Consider the following 14,989-nt stretch of genomic DNA (forward strand, 5'->3'; position numbering starts at 1 on the left):
CAATTATTCAGAGACCATCGCCTTCGACCAGGATGGCCCCGGCCAGATATGCAGGGGAATCGACGTTGATCTGCTGGTACCGACCATCATCGGCGTGCAGCGCTGTCCGGTGCGAATGATCAGCAAGCTTGCTGAAGACGAATGACCTTCGTCGCGGCCTACTGGTGGCGGGTCAAGCCGGGAAAGGAAGAGCAGTTCCGAAAGGCTTGGTGTCGCGGAACCGAACATATCAGGCACCGCTATGGCTCACTAGGATCACGCCTTCACCGAGACGATACGGGACGCTTTATCGGTGTTGCCGAATGGCCCGACAGAGACACCTGGCAGCGAGCATACGACGCCAAGATGAAATACGATGACGCGGCAACGCGGGCGGCATTCGTCGAGGCGCTCGAGGAATGGGCCGATGAGCCACTCTTGTTGATGGAGGTCACGGATGACCTGCTCGAACGCATCCGCAACGATCCGATCGCATAATGGAGAGTCCTGGATGTCATTGCAGGTGAAGCCCGGCGAATTGTCTAATTTCGCCGACATAGCCGCCGTTCACCGGCTCCGAGAGCACTGCTGAAACCCGCCCTTCGTTCATTACCGAGAATTGGCTGCTCTCAGGCCTCGCCCGTGGCCCGCTCAGCGGCGAAATTGTCGTGGAAAGCGGACGCTAACGCGGCGTCATTCCTTCGAACTCCCAGCGACTCCAAGCAGCAAGTTTCGTAGCGACTGAAAGCCAATCAGGCCCTTCCGTCAGCCCGGTGGGGCCTGGCGACGTTGAGCGTGGTCGCCCGCTGGTGGGGGATACGCCATAGTGAGCACGCCCCAGAAAGAACAAAAAGAGATCGAATGTCATCGGTGCCTATGGCATAGCGATGATGACGGTTGCGAATCCAACCTGCTGACGGGGACATCATGGCGATCGAGTTCCGGCGTGGCGGCCGCAAAGTATCCAGCGGAGACTTCTTCAAGGGCATGATGGATGACGCGCTCGACGAGGTCATGAACAGCTATGCCGAAGAGGTGCACGGCAAGGCGGCTTCGGTCGTCGATCCCGAGACCGGGAAACACGCACCGGTCTTCGTGCGACGCATCGGGAAGCAGGGCTGGACCGTCTTCACCAGCGGGTCGCCTGCCTTCGCGCGAGCGCTGGAACAAAGACTGGGGCTCGACAGGGGAGAAGTCCACGGCATGAATGAACCGGCAGATCGTGAACGACTGGTCTATCTCGCGCACGCATCCGAAGACAAGCCCATCGTGAAGCCTCTGGCCGAAGGCCTGATGCAGCGCGGTATCGATGTCTGGTATGATAATTGGGAAATCGGATATGGCGACAGTCTGCGTCGCAAGATGGAGGAAGGCCTCGGCAACTGCACGCATTTCGTCGTCCTGCTGACCGGTACCTCGATCACCAAGCCGTGGGTCAATGAAGAAATCGACGCCGGGCTGATGAGTGCGGTCGAAGGGACGGCGAAGTTTATCGGCCTGCGCCATGACCTGCCATTGTCGTCTGTATCGCGGTTTCTCAAGACCCGGCTCACTCCCGATTATCGCCCCGGAGAAGACAGCATCGAAGCACTGGCTGCTGAGATTTTCGGCGTCAGCAGAAAGCCTCCGCTCGGTCAGACACCCCGCTATGTGCAACAGCACGAGGCTGGCTCCACCTGGTCGTCGTCTGCGCGCGTCGTCGCCGAATATTTCGTGCGTAACAGTGAGCAGGGCCAATCGATGGATCCGCAGGCCAATTATGCGGCGATCCAGGGGGCGACCGGACTGCCTATGCCTGATGTGCGGATCGGGGTGCTCGATCTTGTCGGCGCCGGACTTCTGGAAAAGGAAGATTATGTCGGCGGTGAATCGCATATCTGGCCGAAGGGCGACCTGTTCGCGACATTCGATGGCGTATTTATGGACTGGGATCCCGAGATTGACGCCCGCGATCTCGCGGTTCGGCTCATCAATCTCGACATCGACCAGGCCGATGCCGAGGAGGTGGATCAGGCGCTTGGCTGGGGCCCCCGCCGCTTCAACGCGGCGGCCGCCTATCTGGTCTCAGCGCGGATAGTCCAGCCCATCGAACACTCGGGCGGCAATGGCTATTGGCCCTGTGGCTTCCTGATGGGTGATGAACTGCTGCGTTTCGTGAGAAGTCTCTGACGCTGCCCGCCGACATTGCTGTCGTTCCCGGTCTCAAAGCTGACCGTTGAAACCGGACATACATTCACACGGCGGATCAAGGATGAAACTGGGCCGCTAGGAGACTTTCCGGTATCGGGAGATCCGGCGCACAAAGCGGCCATGCGGTTTTTCGACCCGATTGCGGACAAAAACCGCAACGAGCGATCCTAGCGGCTTACAACTACAAGCCCAGCGCCAGCCCTCCAGCGGCGCTGACCGCAAGCACGCGGATCACCGACCATTTGAATTTAAAAATGAGCAAGCTGGCAATCACTGCAAGCACTGCGGCGCGCCAGTCGAACGTTGGCCAGTTGGGAATGTAAAACCGTAGCGGCCCTGCCCGGGCATCGTCCACTGTTTCGAATAGAACATGTAGCGCGAACCACACGGTGAGATTGGCGATCACGCCCACCACAGCCGCCGTCACTGCTGCCAGTCCGCCCTTAAGCCGCACTGCATTGCCCAGTCGATCGATCCAAGGCGCGAACGAGAAAATCCACATGAAGCACGGTGCAAACGTCACCCAGGTAGTCAACCCCGCTCCAAGCAGCCCAGCGACGAAAGGCGTAAACGGTTCAGGCGCACGGTAGGCGGCGAGATACCCCACGAACTGCGTCACCATGATGAGCGGCCCCGGGGTGGTTTCCGCCAAGCCAAGTCCGTCCGCCATCTCGCCCGATTGCAGCCACCCGACGCCTTGCACCGCTTCCTGCGCCATGTAGGCGAGGACGGCGTAGGCACCGCCGAATGTGACAACGGCAAGCTGCGAGAAGAATTTGCCAATGTCCCACAACACATGATCGAAGCCCAGCGTCCCCGCGACCAGCACCATTGGCGCCGCCCAGATCACGCTCCAGATCGCCACTGCCTGCAATGTGCTTCGCCACGGACGCGGCGCGCTTGGCGGAGTGGCGCCTCCTTCCTTGAGCGCCAGCCATTCAGGGCGCAGCTTGGCGACCGCCATTCCGATTGCGCCGGAGCCCAGCACGATCAGCGGAAACGGTAGATCGAGCAGGAATAGCGAAACGAAGGCAGCTATCGCCAAACTTTGCTTGAAACGCGTGTTGAGCGCACGGCCAGTGATTCTCAGAAGCGCCTGAACCACAATCGCCAGCACAGCTGCCTTCACGCCCAGGAACAGCGCCTCGAACCAGTCGAGGTTCGAGGCAATCGCATAGAGCGCTGACAGCACAAGCATGACGAACGCGCCGGGGATCACGAACAACAGACCCGCCGCCAAGCCACCGCGCCAGCCGTGCATGCGCCAGCCGATCCATGTCGCCAACTGCTGCGCTTCCGGCCCTGGCAGCAAGTGGCAGAAATTGAGCGCGTGGAGATAGTCCTCGTCGCTCACCCACTGCAGATCCTCGACCAATTCACGGTGCATCAGCGCAATCTGCCCGGCAGGTCCGCCGAAACTGAGCAGACCAATGCGCAAAAACACGCGCAGGAGATGGGCGAAATTCGGATTGGTGGTCGGCGCCACGCTCATTGGTCACCTCGCAAGCCTTTGACCGCCAAGAAGCGGACGACGAGGCAACGCTTGGGCGATCTTCGCCTGACCGGGAGGTTGCTAGGTCCCGTGGGATTTACTTACATCTTGAGGCCTTCGCTTGGAAGCACTTGTCTGCTTACCCCCATTCGTGACTGCTGCGCCAAGCGTGGACCCACCCTTGAGCGGCTGGTCAACAATCGCCCCCTTGCGGACGTTACGGGGCTGTCAAAGCCGAATTCCTCGCCGGAGCACTTTCAACGGACGCGATGTCCGATGCCAGTAACAGGATACGCGCAGAATCCAGTTCTCCGGCAAGTGCATAAGCAAACGGTCCGGTTTCCCAGTAGGCTACGGTCCGATTGTTCCGGGATTCCGCCAGTGGGACGGCCTCGGCCGGGGTTTCCGCCCGGCGCGCATAGAGAAGCACGCGCTCATGCCTGTCGGTCAACAGGGCTAGCGCTACCGAATTTCCGCCGTCCGAGGGGAAAACCTGCACGTCGGACACATGCCAGGTGTTCGGAATCCCGGGCAGCAAGATCCCCAAAGAACGCCCGATCTCGGCCCGATCCAAGATCTCGGTTTCCACTTGCGACTGCATGGACTGTCGGATCAAGCTGGTGGAATACGAGGCGTTCGCCTCGTCCACGAAGTTTGCGGCATGAGCGGGCTGAGTGAAGTCACCCGCGACGTCGTGCGCCAGCCATCCGGTGGCGAAGAGGGCAGCCACGGCAGCCGCACGCTTCCACCAGTCAAATGCCCTGCGCTCGCTCGATACGGGAAATGCGAGGACGTTCCCTGTCCTCTTGCGTCCGATTAGCGTACCCTTGCTGCCGCCTGACAGGTACTCGAAGGCGATCTGGGGCCAGCGCTGCTTCCATCGCTGCGCTACCAACCGCTCGCCCGGACGTGCGGCATCGTCTAGAAGGACGACCGCGCCGGGAGAGAGGCGGTCGAACAGGATTTCCGCGGCCCCTCGAACGAAGGGATGCACGGCCCACGGCGGGCCATCAATGATCAGCAGGTCGATCGAGGCGGGCACATCGGAAAGTTCGTACCAGGCGCCGGGCCAATCACCACCTTGCGCGCCCAGCGGGGCATGGCGGATCTGGGCCGTAACGCCGAAATCATCCAGCCACTCGCGCGTGGCCGATACAAACTGGGCGTGCTGATCGTAGCTGTGGAGCCTGCCGCCGCCGTTCAGCTGCAGTGCCCTTGCACAGACAAGCGACGATGCACCCGCGCCAAGCTCGACAACGGTTGCGGGGCGCAACTCTTCAATCGTGGCGACAATCCGGTGCAGGAAGAAGGTGTCTGCCTTCCAGCTTCCGAGGTTCGGCAGAGCGTCTTCCGGCAAGTCCACACGGTTCAGCAGTTGCCGCTTGCTGGCTTTCGTGCCGCCCCACAGGCTGTAGAGCAGCCATGGCCATCCGATCGCACCGAATAGAACGCGATAGGCCGTGTCCGACCAGCCCGCCTCGTAAGACGTCTTCTCTTCCCTCAGCGCGCGCAGCGCCGTTGTTTCCCTCGATGTCATGCAGGGATAACTCCGAAAACGTCACCAGGACGACCCCGACCATGTGTGTGACACGAAATCGACCGGGGAACGATGCCCAACGCTATCGTGGCAAGCAGCATCTCTGGCAATCGCCACTTCACGCGGGTCTATCGGACGAGCGATATTGCTAGCGAATGAACGACGAAACCGGTCAGGTTGGAGTGTCGTGCATTCACGTGCCTCCCGCGGGCGGAGAAGCGCCTCCCGCTTCGACTGGAAGCTTGCCCGCCACGCCCCGTTCCTCCTCCATTCCGTGAACGAGGTTCCCCACCGCGCAGATCACGGCCTGCTCCACTTGACCCACAAACTCCGGCGGGGCGAGGAACCGGACCTCGACGCGATGCTTGCCAATATCGCTCGTGCCAAGGCCGACCTCAACATGTTCGGCGAGCACGGTCGCTCCCACGCCTGTGGACTCTCCTGCACGCAGAGCCGCAACGACGACGCTGCGGATTTCGTTACGAACAACGAACAGATTCTTGCGCGGCTCAAACGTCATCAGCACGGAGTGTTTCAGCTTCCCACCTGCCAGCACCTCGACCCTGAGCGGCGTGCCGAACAGCAAGCTGTGGGGCAGGATCACCTGCCGTCCGGTGGCGAGCACCGATCCGTCGCGCTTCTCGAACTCTGCCAGCTTCGTCACGAGGAGATTGTGGTCAAGCACCTCTCCGCGAGTTCCGCCAAGCTCGATGTGGTCGCCGACAGAGTAAGCTCGCGTGAAAGTGCGCAGCGCCGATCCCGAGAGGCAGAGGATCAATTCTTTCATCGCCACGACCACCGCTACCGCGAATGCCGTGAGAGAGAGGGCGAACGTTCTGAGTTGCGGCGCCCAGATCATCACCAGTCCGATGAGTGCAACCAGCAAGAGGAAATTGCGCACATTGGCCGACCACCGCCGGGCGATTGGGGCAGTCAGGTCCTCACGACGTCGAAGCGCACGGCCGAACATGAGATGGAGCGCAGCAAGGATTGCGATCAGCGCAATCGACGCTGCGACATCCGAATTGAAAAGCTGCTGGGTAATCGAGGAAGGCATGCACGCTCCAGCTGATTGGCGAGAGCGGTCAATGCCGCCACCGAAGCAGGTTTGCAAACGCAGAGCGCGCCGGAGCCACCCTGCACCGATCGAACGGCGAAATGCGGCGCGCTTGCCAACCGTTCCATGATCGCTGAGGGATATCGCCGGATAGCAAAGGTACCCGACTCGCCCGATGATCAATCGCGACTAGGATCAATGGTAGACGTATATGCCCGAGCAGCGCGGAGCCGGCCTGTGGCAAGCATCGAGTGCACTGGCCATCTATGCCCTCAACTTCATCGGCAGCGTGCTCGTGGGGTTGGGGATTGCGGACGGACGTCTGGCGTCTGCGGCAACCTGCGCCATCGCCGTTGCCTGCTGGTTGGCGCTCGCCCGCCTGTGGCGCGATGTCGCGTCCGGCTCCTACTTCGCGCGGGCAGCCTGCTTGGTCTCTGCTGGTCTGATCGGGCTGGACGTCGTAGCAGCCGTCTTTGGAATCTTCTGATCACTTCTTTCGGTTCGGCGTAATTTTCCATCGTCTCGTCGCCGGTTCGAACAATCAATCTGGCGGCAGTCTGTGTGCTGAAATAATTTCGTCACACGGCACGTGCCCAAACGAACCACGGGTGGCGGCTTGGTATTTCTGTCCAAGGCGAAAATCTGCGTGTCACTCTCCTTCTGCAAGCCGCAGGCATTCTCTCTTCGTGCCTCATCCGGGGCTCGGAGGGGCGGGCGCGCGCGACTTCGCCGTTTTCGAAAGACCGGACATGCGTCATAGGATCAAGCCTCTCGATGCCGTACTGGAAACGGCACGCAAACACTCGCTTGAACGCTCGCTGGGCCCGGTGCAGTTGATGCTGCTAGGCGTCGGCGCCATCATCGGCACTGGCATCTTCGTGCTGACTGCGGCGGCCGCACAGAAGGCCGGGCCGGGCATGATCTGGAGCTTCGTCATCGCCGGCGGCGTCTGCGCCCTTGCCGCGCTCTGCTACTCCGAACTCGCGTCCATGGTGCCGGTGTCCGGCTCTGCCTACACCTATACTTACGCGGTAGTAGGCGAACTGCTGGCTTGGACCGTGGGCTGGGCGCTGATTCTCGAATACGCGGTGGCGGCCTCTGCAGTGTCGGTAGGTTGGTCCGGCTATTTCATGGGCCTGATCGAAAGCTGGACGGGTCTTTCCTTGCCTCAGCAACTTACGGCCGGTCCGGCTTGGTCGTTCTCAGGCGTCGATTTCAGCCATGGCGTCGTCAACCTGCCCGCTATTGTGGTTGCGCTTTCCGTCACGGGCCTGCTGGTCGTCGGGACCAAGGAAAGCGCGATGTTCAACGCCGTGCTGGTCGTAGTGAAAGTGACCGCGCTTACCTTGTTCATCGCCTTGACGCTGCCGGCTGGTGATAGCGCGCATTTCCAACCCTTCGCCCCCAACGGCTGGTTTGGACCGGAAGGGACGAGCGGGCTGGGCATCGTCGGCGCCGCGGCGTCCATTTTCTTTGCCTACGTCGGTTTCGACGCGGTATCGACCGCTGCGGAGGAGACGAGAAACCCCCAGCGCAACGTGCCTATCGGCCTGATCGGCAGCCTTGCCATCTGCACGGTGTTTTACCTCCTCGTCACCATTGGGGCGATCGGCACTATCGGCGCGCAGCCCACTGCCCTTGGCGTGCAACCCGGATCGGCCGAATTCGCGCGCGAGTGCGCGGCGCTGGCGGCAAGAGGCGAGACTCCGCTGGTCTGTTCGGACGAAGCGTTGGCCCACGTGCTTCGCGCCATCAACGAAAGCTGGGCCGGCGATCTGGTCGGCATCGCGGCCAACATCGCGTTACCGTCGGTCATCCTGATGATGCTCTACGGACAGACCCGCATCTTCTTCGTGATGGCGCGCGACGGGCTTCTGCCCGAACGTCTCGCGAGGGTGCACCCTAAGTGGAAGACACCCCATGTCGTAACGATCCTGACAGGCTTCTTTGTGGCCATTGCAGCCGCGCTGCTGCCCGTGGGCAAGCTGGCCGACATTTCGAATTCAGGGACGCTGTTCGCATTCTTCATGGTGTCGATCGCCGTGCTGGTGTTGCGACGCCGCGATCCGGACCGGCACCGCCCCTTCCGGGTGCCGATGGTGTGGATCATCGCCCCGCTGGCTGCGGTCGGTTGCGTCGCGCTGTTCGTGAACCTTCCGTTCGAAGCGATGCTCGTCCTGCCGATCTGGGGCGTCATCGGCCTCGTTGCCTATGCCCTGTTCGGATATCGCAACAGCCACGTCGGGCGCGGGCTGACCGAAGTTCACGAGCTTGATCGGGACGCGCCGGACCAGCCGGTTCCGCCGATCTTCTCGCAGCCGCAAACTACGGAGGAATAATTTATGGGCTCATTTTCGTTGTCGCACTGGCTGATTGTGATGGTCGTTGTCCTCGTCCTGTTTGGGCGCGGACGCTTGTCCGAGACCATGGGCGACTTCGGCAAAGGTATCCGCCAGTTCCGAAAGGGTATGCACGAAGGGGAGAAAGACGATCCGCCCCGGCTTTCAGGGCGAGACGACTAAGGGGCAAGGCGCGAAATGCTGATATCGCTTGCGCTGGCCCTGCTTACTGCCGGCGCGGTCATGATCACCCGAAGGGGCACATCTCGTGATCGGGTGGCGCATCGCATCCGTCAGTTAGCCGGATATGTCGTACTGCTTTGCGGCGTGCTGATCGTCATCGTCGAGATCAGCTAGCCAGCGACGGGGCTGGAATGCGGAGGGCGAGAAAAGACCACCCTCCGCATCTTCGTCGATCAGCCACCGTAGGCGAACGCGATGCCTACGATCGGGCCAACGACCAGTACTACGAACAGCACTGCATTAAGCAGATCGCGCGGCTTAAACCTTTCGAGCTGTTCGCGCTTGAAGGCGACGTACTGACCAGCAAGGCGGTCCTCACTTGCGATCAGCGCCTGGTCCATGGCGGAAAGCCTTTTGCGGAAGATCAACAGAAGTTCGCCCAGTTCCTGGTCGGAGAGGTCGGGGTATCGTGCGAGCAGTTCTTCGGCGCGCGCACGCGGTTCGGCCCCGGCGGGGACCGCGTTCGTATTTATCATTGGTGTAAGTCCTGTCAGAGAGGAAAGCTGGCCGCATATCGGCGCAGGCGTTCGGCTCAGCAGGATGGAGGCGCGCGCAGCGGGGGACGCAAGTGGTCGGGTGCCGGAAGGCCATTTGGCAGCGATCTGTTGGTCCTTGGCTCAGAACCGGAAGGAAATTCGACAAGCCAGACGGCAACCGGGCAGGTGTCTGGACCCGAGGTAAGAGGAACGATACGGCAGGCAATCTCCGCCCGGACAGACGTCAGAATACAGTCCATCGCCGAGATTGACGGCGCGGAAATATCTGTCGGCCCGTGGGCATGCGAACCCTGCGCAGCGGATTCCGGCGCAGCCTGTACCGACTGCATACTGAACAGTAGCAGCGCGAAGGCTAGCAGTGGACGCAAGGGTCCCGCCATCCTGCCATGCGCAAGAAGGATCACAGCCAGCCCAGCTTACGAAAGCGGAACCAAAGCCAGATGCTGGCGGACAGGATCACGAGCAAGATCGCTGGATAGCCCCACCGGCTCTCAAGCTCGGGCATGAATTCGAAATTCATGCCATAGATACCCGCGATCGCGGTCGGAACCGCAAGAATAGCGGCCCATGCGGCCAACTGACGCGTGATCGCGTTCTGATTCTGCTGTTCTATCAGAGCACTGGTTTCCATCACCGATCCCAGCACCTCGCGCTGGAGCCTCGTCAGCGTTTCGGCGCGGCGCACATGGTCGGTCACGTCGCGGAAATAGGGGCGCATGTCGTGCCCGATGGTCGGCAGCTCGAGATGGGCGAGTTTGGCGCAAACCTCTTCCATCGGAACGAGCTGTCGCTGGAGGCGCAGCAACTGGCGGCGCATGGAAAACACCTCGCGCGTATGCTCCCGGTCCAATCCACCATCGAGCGCTCGCTCCTCAAAATGATCGAGCTTCTCGCCGATCCGATCGAGCGGCGGGAAATAGCCGTCAATCACGAGATCGAGCACTGCGTGCAGCACATAGTCCGGCCCTTGCGCGAGGAGAGTGGGCTCCTCTTCGATCCTTTCGCGAAGGCTGGCGTGTCCTTCGCTCGCCCCCAGCCGCACCGTAACAACGAAATCTTCGCCAAGGAAGAACGAGGTCGCGCCGTACGAGATTTGCTCTTCGCCCAGCGTGAGAGTTCGTGCCTTGAGAAACAATTGCCGGCCATAGACTTCCAGTTTCGGAAGGCCTGACATCGAGCGAGCGTCTTCCACCGACAGGGCGTGGAGTCCATATCGCTCAGCCACTTTCTGCAGTTCGTCCGCACTTGGCTCAAACAGTCCGATCCATTCAAATGCGCCCGTTTCGTTCGTTAGGGGCCTGTTGAAATCGACCTCATGAAAGCGCCGGCCGTCACGATAGGAATAGGCGGCAATAATGGTCATTGAATGATCGGCAGTCCTTGCAGGAGCATCACAGGCTTAGACTGCTCATTTCGCCGATCAAGCGACAAATCGTGGATTTGATTCCACCACCGAAGATTTTGCTAGGCAGTTGCACGAAAAACGACCACGTCTGGTGTGATACGACCACCTATGAGGCGGCATATGATCGCTTTGCCCGACACGATCGTTCCTTTTGTCGTCGGCCTGGGCCTCCTTGGCCTCCTTCTCGCATTTGCTTTCGAACTCCGCTCGCCCGAAGTGACAGCGCTGGGCGCGGCTGCCCTGCTTCTTGCGCTCGGTATCATCTCTACCGATGACCTTCTGGCTGCCGTGGGCAATCCGGCGCCGCTGAGCATAGCGGGGATGTTCATCGTGTCGGCTTCGCTGGTTCGAACGGGTTTGCTGGAGCTTCTGGCGTCGAAGATCACCGCAAGGGCGCGCAGTTCCCCGCGTAGCGCGGTCGCCCTGCTGCTTGTGCTGGTCGCATGCCTGTCCGCTTTCACCAACAACACGCCGCTGGTCATGATGATGCTGCCGGTCGGTATCCTGCTGGCGCGGCAATTGGACGAACCACCTTCGCGTATCCTGATGCCGATTTCGTTCGCCGCGATCCTCGGCGGTACCTGCACGATGATCGGGACTTCCACCAATCTTCTCGTCGGTGGTGTGGCGAGCCAGGCGGGCCTTGCCCCTTTCAGCATCTTCGAGATCACCCCGGTGGGACTGACCACTGCCTGCGCGGGCCTGGTCTACCTTGTGCTGGCGCGCGTCCGTCTGCCTGCGCGGGTTTCTTTTTCGGATCACGGCGCGCAGCAGGGCACGCGGCGATACACGGTTTCCGTCGCCATCGGCGAAAACTCTCCGCTGATCGGAAAACCCGCGCTCTCGGCTGCCAGCTTCAATCGTGGCGGCAGGCGCCTCGTCGATATCATGCGCGGCGGTGTATCTTGCGGGGCAGATCTGGACGATCTCATGCTGGAAGCTGGCGACATTGCGATCCTGCGGTGCTCCACTGACGAGATCCTGACGATCAACGAAGGTCGCCAGATGCAATTGGCAGGCAAGTTCGGCGAGCCCGAGATGATCGTCCAGACAACCCGCACCACGGTCATTTCCGAAGCGCTGGTACTTCCCGACGCGCAGGTCGTGGGTCACCGGGTGTCCAGCCTGTCGCTCCGCGAACGCTATGGCGTATTGCCGATTGCGCTGCACCGGCGGGGTAGCAATGTGCCCGGCAGGTTTGAGGATGCAATGCTGGAAGCCGGCGACATGCTGCTTTTCGAGGGCGAGCGGGCGGATCTCGACCGGATGATGGCGGGCGAAAACCTGCTCGATCTGGCAGAACCCAAGGCGCGCGCCTTCCGACCCGGCAGGGCGCCTGTTGCGCTGGCGGTCCTCTTGGCGATTGTCGTGGGCGCAGCCTTCGACATCCTGCCGCTGCCCGCACTGGTTACCATGGGTGTGGCGCTCGTGCTTGTCACCGGCTGCATCGAGCCGGACGAGGCGTTTGCCTCGGTCGACTGGCGGATCATCGCGCTGGTAGTGGCGATGTTGGCGATCGGCACCGCGCTCGACAGGGCGGGGCTGGTCGAGGCGGCCGTCGATTTCGCCACGCCTTTGCTCGGTGGATTTGCACCTTGGGTGGCGCTTGTCGCGATCTACCTGCTCAGCCTGCTTCTGACGGAACTCGTCACGAACAACGCGGTAGCAGTAGTGGTGACTCCTCTGGCTATAACCCTGGCCGAAGCGATCGGTAGCCATCCGCGCCCATTCGTGATCGCCGTCATGTTTGCCGCGAGCGCCAGTTTCCTGACCCCGATCGGGTACCAGACCAACACGCTGGTCTACGGCGCGGGAGGTTATCGCTTTGGCGATTACGCGCGTTTCGGCTTCCCGCTCACCATATTTGTCGCGCTGGCAACGCTTACTGCAATTTCAATTTTCTGGGAGCTTTAATGTCATTGGGAATAAGTCAACGCACGGATGCAGATTGCGGTTCCGCTAGAGTCAATCGCTGCTCATTTGATGAGCGAATTTCGGGATGTGCGGCAAACCCGTTAGAGACAGAAATTAGTGCGCGGAGATGCTGTCAGGGCTGATCCGGACGAACGGCGGCTTTCGGGAAGATTTTGCGCGAGTTCGAACGGCTGAAATTGGGGCGCATAGCTGACGCATCAGTTCATGCGATAGAACGTCCGCTATCCCGTTATCGCGCCCTAATACCTGCCGTTCCGGTTCGTCCGACATTTCGGCCAATCAAAATACACCAACTTGATGTCCGCTATTGGGCAACCGAGAATCCGCCTCTAGTGACCGAAAGGGGCGCGAAGCGGACCTAGTCCAACGCCTCCCGCAACACCAAGATGGCAGCCGCCTCGAGCAGCGCTGACGCATCAGCCAACTGCTCCCGCATTGCGACGATCACAACCGGATCGCAGGCGGTCGACGCGAGAGCCGCAGTCGTACTGAGATCCTCAAGAACCCCGGCAAATCGGGAAAGCAGCGCCCCTGCCAGGTCTTCAGCGTCGTCCATGGCAAGGGGTAGTGCGAGACCTGTCAGGACAAGTCCAGTCGCAGCTTTCGTACGGAATGCCAACCTAGTCGAGGAGCTCACCGGTCCGCACGCCGAGCGGCCCAGCCAGCTTCTCGACAACCGTGACGGTGGGGTTCCTGCGCCCCCGCTCGATATCGCTGACATATGTGCGGTGGATCCCGGCACGGTCGGCATAATCCTCCTGGCTCCAGCCCTTCGCCTCGCGAAGCCGACGAACATTTTTGCCAAGGCGGGTGCAGATATCCACGCGCGAACAAAGAGCGCGATGTCGCCGATTGATCTACAGACGATCAGTGACATTGCGCTTGACTGTTGCGACACACGAAGCCTTCATGACGTTACTGATCGTCGACATGGAGGGCGGGATGAACGATAGTGTAGTGGAGAATTGGGAGGGGCCGGATGCACCACGCCGGGTCAGCGTCGGGCTGAGTATCGGCATCGCACTGGCGCCGTTCATCTTTGGCTGGTTCCTGCTGCGCGAGGGATACAGCACGCTGGCCCGCGCGGTCGGACTCGGCTGGCTCGGCTTCTTCGCACTGGGTTATGTGGCGGGTCTTGCAGCACCCGAGGGTGAGACTGTTGCTGCACAAGAACGCCGCACGCAGGCAGCGGTCGCCGAAGCGCCGATGGGAGCCTCGACGGCAGCGGCAGCGGAGCCGGCAGCCGCAATACAAACGCCAAAATCCACGCCGCGACCCGGTCGCCTGCCCGGCGAACCCGACTGCACTCTGACCAGCGAGACGCCGGGCTGGGATATGGTGAAGGCCAACGCCATCCTGACCGCGGAACGCTACGCGATCCACCATAACCCGAAGGCGACCTTCGGCAATGCCGATGGCAAGCCCGTCTTCCAGATCGATGGCGCCTACAAGGGCAAGTACACGCTGATCCTCTCGAACGATCAGGTGGCGCTGGCGCAGCTGGTCCCGCTGTTCGACTTCTGCACGCCTGCCGACCAGCTCGATCCCGAAGGCGACCTCTGGAAGGTGGTGCTGGCCAAATTGAACGGGGAGCCCTTCTGATGACCCCTGCCGCTACACGCCCGATGAGCGGGCTTCGCATCGCCTTCCTCACCATCGCCATGGTCCTGCTGCTGATGACGCTGGCCGCCAAAACCTGGCTTGCCACCGCGATCGTCGTGATCGCCATCGCGTTTGTCGCACCATGGCCATTCCTCTTCGAGACCGGTGCCGATGGACTGCGGCGGACGAGGGGTGACCTTATCCGGCTTCGCAAATGGATGGGGCGGATCGCAGTGCTGCTGGCGGTCGTGGCGCTTTTTGCGATGTCGTCAGCGTGGTCGGACACGCCCGAAGGCAAGGCCGCGATGGCGAAGCATGATCAGGAACGCCGCATCGAGCAGGCCATGGACGAAGCCCGCGAACGCGCGGAGACAGCAAAAGAGCAGGCTGCGGCAGATGAAGAAGCCCGCAGCGGTCTTCACTGCCTCAGCAAGTGGGATGGGTCGTTTCCCGCACTCGTCAACGCGGTCGAGCCAACCATGCGCAATCCGGATTCGTTCGAGCACATCGAGACCCGGATCACGCGACGTGACAGCGATGGCAACCACAACGTCCTGATGTCCTTCCGCGCCCAGAACGGGTTCGGCGGCATGAACGTCGAGAGCGCCTTCGCGCTGGTCCGGGGCAGCGACTGCCGGATGCTCGAATGGCGGATCATGGGATGAACGGTGCGCCCTGCAGGTTTGACAATCAATCGTCTGAGATCAAACGCA

The 14,989-nt window shown here is 61.3% G+C and carries 16 protein-coding genes; 9 read left to right on the plus strand and 7 right to left on the minus strand.

What is annotated here, in order from left to right:
* The first annotated feature begins 141 nt into the window (after positions 1-141).
* Together A7A77_RS12770 and A7A77_RS12775 are read left to right on the plus strand one after the other, a co-directional pair.
* Positions 142-477 carry a putative quinol monooxygenase gene (locus A7A77_RS12770; RefSeq protein WP_066558808.1) on the plus strand — a complete coding sequence of 112 codons (336 nt, stop codon included), beginning with the start codon at positions 142-144 and terminating at the stop codon, positions 475-477.
* A 429-nt stretch (positions 478-906) separates the two neighbouring features.
* Positions 907-2,148 (plus strand): toll/interleukin-1 receptor domain-containing protein, encoded by a 1,242-nt coding sequence (locus A7A77_RS12775; protein WP_066558811.1) that lies wholly within the window; start codon positions 907-909, stop codon positions 2,146-2,148.
* Positions 2,149-2,350: 202 nt separating this feature from the next.
* Here the strand turns inward: A7A77_RS12775 and chrA are convergent, their stop codons facing one another.
* From chrA to A7A77_RS12790, 3 genes are all read right to left on the minus strand, one after another.
* On the minus strand, positions 2,351-3,661 hold the full coding sequence (chrA, locus tag A7A77_RS12780; protein WP_066558814.1) for a chromate efflux transporter: 1,311 nt from the start codon (positions 3,659-3,661) through the stop codon (positions 2,351-2,353).
* A gap of 217 nt (positions 3,662-3,878) precedes the next feature.
* Positions 3,879-5,198 carry a class I SAM-dependent methyltransferase gene (locus tag A7A77_RS12785; RefSeq protein ID WP_066558824.1) on the minus strand — a complete coding sequence of 440 codons (1,320 nt, stop codon included), beginning with the start codon at positions 5,196-5,198 and terminating at the stop codon, positions 3,879-3,881.
* Positions 5,199-5,391: 193 nt separating this feature from the next.
* Positions 5,392-6,255 (minus strand): mechanosensitive ion channel domain-containing protein, encoded by an 864-nt coding sequence (locus A7A77_RS12790; protein WP_066558827.1) that lies wholly within the window; start codon positions 6,253-6,255, stop codon positions 5,392-5,394.
* Positions 6,256-6,466: 211 nt separating this feature from the next.
* Between A7A77_RS12790 and A7A77_RS12795 the strand changes: the two genes are divergently transcribed.
* From A7A77_RS12795 to A7A77_RS17935, 4 genes are all read left to right on the plus strand, one after another.
* Positions 6,467-6,742: a hypothetical protein gene (locus tag A7A77_RS12795; RefSeq protein ID WP_066558830.1), complete on the plus strand. Its 276-nt coding sequence runs from the start codon at positions 6,467-6,469 to the stop codon at positions 6,740-6,742.
* Between the two features lie 262 nt (positions 6,743-7,004).
* A complete protein-coding gene (locus tag A7A77_RS12800) occupies positions 7,005-8,594 on the plus strand; it encodes an amino acid permease (protein ID WP_066558831.1) in 1,590 nt (529 codons plus the stop codon).
* 3 nt (positions 8,595-8,597) lie between these two features.
* Positions 8,598-8,777, plus strand: a complete 180-nt coding sequence (locus A7A77_RS12805) for a twin-arginine translocase TatA/TatE family subunit (RefSeq protein ID WP_066558833.1) — start codon at positions 8,598-8,600, stop codon at positions 8,775-8,777.
* Between the two features lie 15 nt (positions 8,778-8,792).
* On the plus strand, positions 8,793-8,951 hold the full coding sequence (locus A7A77_RS17935; protein WP_156500561.1) for a hypothetical protein: 159 nt from the start codon (positions 8,793-8,795) through the stop codon (positions 8,949-8,951).
* Positions 8,952-9,010: 59 nt separating this feature from the next.
* Here the strand turns inward: A7A77_RS17935 and A7A77_RS12810 are convergent, their stop codons facing one another.
* The gene (locus A7A77_RS12810) at positions 9,011-9,313 is read right to left on the minus strand and encodes a hypothetical protein (protein ID WP_066558836.1); all 303 of its coding nucleotides are present in this window, start codon (positions 9,311-9,313) and stop codon (positions 9,011-9,013) included.
* A gap of 421 nt (positions 9,314-9,734) precedes the next feature.
* Positions 9,735-10,697 (minus strand): magnesium/cobalt transporter CorA, encoded by a 963-nt coding sequence (corA, locus tag A7A77_RS12815; RefSeq protein ID WP_066558839.1) that lies wholly within the window; start codon positions 10,695-10,697, stop codon positions 9,735-9,737.
* 162 nt (positions 10,698-10,859) lie between these two features.
* Between corA and A7A77_RS12820 the strand changes: the two genes are divergently transcribed.
* Complete coding sequence (locus A7A77_RS12820; RefSeq protein WP_066558842.1) at positions 10,860-12,653, plus strand: SLC13 family permease; 1,794 nt, start codon at positions 10,860-10,862, stop codon at positions 12,651-12,653.
* A gap of 379 nt (positions 12,654-13,032) precedes the next feature.
* Here A7A77_RS12820 and A7A77_RS12825 read toward each other — a convergent pair whose 3' ends face one another.
* On the minus strand, positions 13,033-13,230 hold the full coding sequence (locus tag A7A77_RS12825; protein WP_066558846.1) for a hypothetical protein: 198 nt from the start codon (positions 13,228-13,230) through the stop codon (positions 13,033-13,035).
* Positions 13,231-13,294: 64 nt separating this feature from the next.
* Positions 13,295-13,498 (minus strand): helix-turn-helix domain-containing protein, encoded by a 204-nt coding sequence (locus tag A7A77_RS12830; protein ID WP_066558853.1) that lies wholly within the window; start codon positions 13,496-13,498, stop codon positions 13,295-13,297.
* A gap of 85 nt (positions 13,499-13,583) precedes the next feature.
* On the opposite strand from A7A77_RS12830, the gene A7A77_RS12835 reads away from it, so the two are divergent.
* Together A7A77_RS12835 and A7A77_RS12840 are read left to right on the plus strand one after the other, a co-directional pair.
* A complete protein-coding gene (locus tag A7A77_RS12835; RefSeq protein ID WP_066558856.1) occupies positions 13,584-14,276 on the plus strand; it encodes a hypothetical protein in 693 nt (230 codons plus the stop codon).
* Positions 14,276-14,941 (plus strand): hypothetical protein, encoded by a 666-nt coding sequence (locus A7A77_RS12840; RefSeq protein ID WP_156500562.1) that lies wholly within the window; start codon positions 14,276-14,278, stop codon positions 14,939-14,941. The genes A7A77_RS12835 and A7A77_RS12840 overlap by 1 nt, the downstream gene beginning before the upstream one ends.
* The last annotated feature ends 48 nt before the right edge of the window (positions 14,942-14,989 follow it).

Source organism: Croceicoccus bisphenolivorans, assembly GCF_001634625.1.
In the GTDB taxonomy this organism is placed as follows: Bacteria; Pseudomonadota; Alphaproteobacteria; order Sphingomonadales; family Sphingomonadaceae; genus Croceicoccus; species Croceicoccus bisphenolivorans.

Excerpts from the sequence above, each read along its gene's own strand:
- corA (WP_066558839.1), bottom strand. The coding sequence starts at position 10,697 with ATGACCATTATTGCCGCCTATTCCTATCGTGACGGCCGGCGCTTTCAT.
- chrA (WP_066558814.1), bottom strand. The coding sequence starts at position 3,661 with ATGAGCGTGGCGCCGACCACCAATCCGAATTTCGCCCATCTCCTGCGC.
- A7A77_RS12785 (WP_066558824.1), bottom strand. The coding sequence starts at position 5,198 with ATGACATCGAGGGAAACAACGGCGCTGCGCGCGCTGAGGGAAGAGAAG.
- A7A77_RS12805 (WP_066558833.1), top strand. The coding sequence starts at position 8,598 with ATGGGCTCATTTTCGTTGTCGCACTGGCTGATTGTGATGGTCGTTGTC.
- A7A77_RS12825 (WP_066558846.1), bottom strand. The coding sequence starts at position 13,230 with ATGGACGACGCTGAAGACCTGGCAGGGGCGCTGCTTTCCCGATTTGCC.
- A7A77_RS12775 (WP_066558811.1), top strand. The coding sequence starts at position 907 with ATGGCGATCGAGTTCCGGCGTGGCGGCCGCAAAGTATCCAGCGGAGAC.
- A7A77_RS12800 (WP_066558831.1), top strand. The coding sequence starts at position 7,005 with ATGCGTCATAGGATCAAGCCTCTCGATGCCGTACTGGAAACGGCACGC.
- A7A77_RS12790 (WP_066558827.1), bottom strand. The coding sequence starts at position 6,255 with ATGCCTTCCTCGATTACCCAGCAGCTTTTCAATTCGGATGTCGCAGCG.
- A7A77_RS12795 (WP_066558830.1), top strand. The coding sequence starts at position 6,467 with ATGCCCGAGCAGCGCGGAGCCGGCCTGTGGCAAGCATCGAGTGCACTG.
- A7A77_RS12840 (WP_156500562.1), top strand. The coding sequence starts at position 14,276 with ATGACCCCTGCCGCTACACGCCCGATGAGCGGGCTTCGCATCGCCTTC.
- A7A77_RS12835 (WP_066558856.1), top strand. The coding sequence starts at position 13,584 with ATGACGTTACTGATCGTCGACATGGAGGGCGGGATGAACGATAGTGTA.
- A7A77_RS12810 (WP_066558836.1), bottom strand. The coding sequence starts at position 9,313 with ATGATAAATACGAACGCGGTCCCCGCCGGGGCCGAACCGCGTGCGCGC.
- A7A77_RS12820 (WP_066558842.1), top strand. The coding sequence starts at position 10,860 with ATGATCGCTTTGCCCGACACGATCGTTCCTTTTGTCGTCGGCCTGGGC.
- A7A77_RS12770 (WP_066558808.1), top strand. The coding sequence starts at position 142 with ATGACCTTCGTCGCGGCCTACTGGTGGCGGGTCAAGCCGGGAAAGGAA.
- A7A77_RS17935 (WP_156500561.1), top strand. The coding sequence starts at position 8,793 with ATGCTGATATCGCTTGCGCTGGCCCTGCTTACTGCCGGCGCGGTCATG.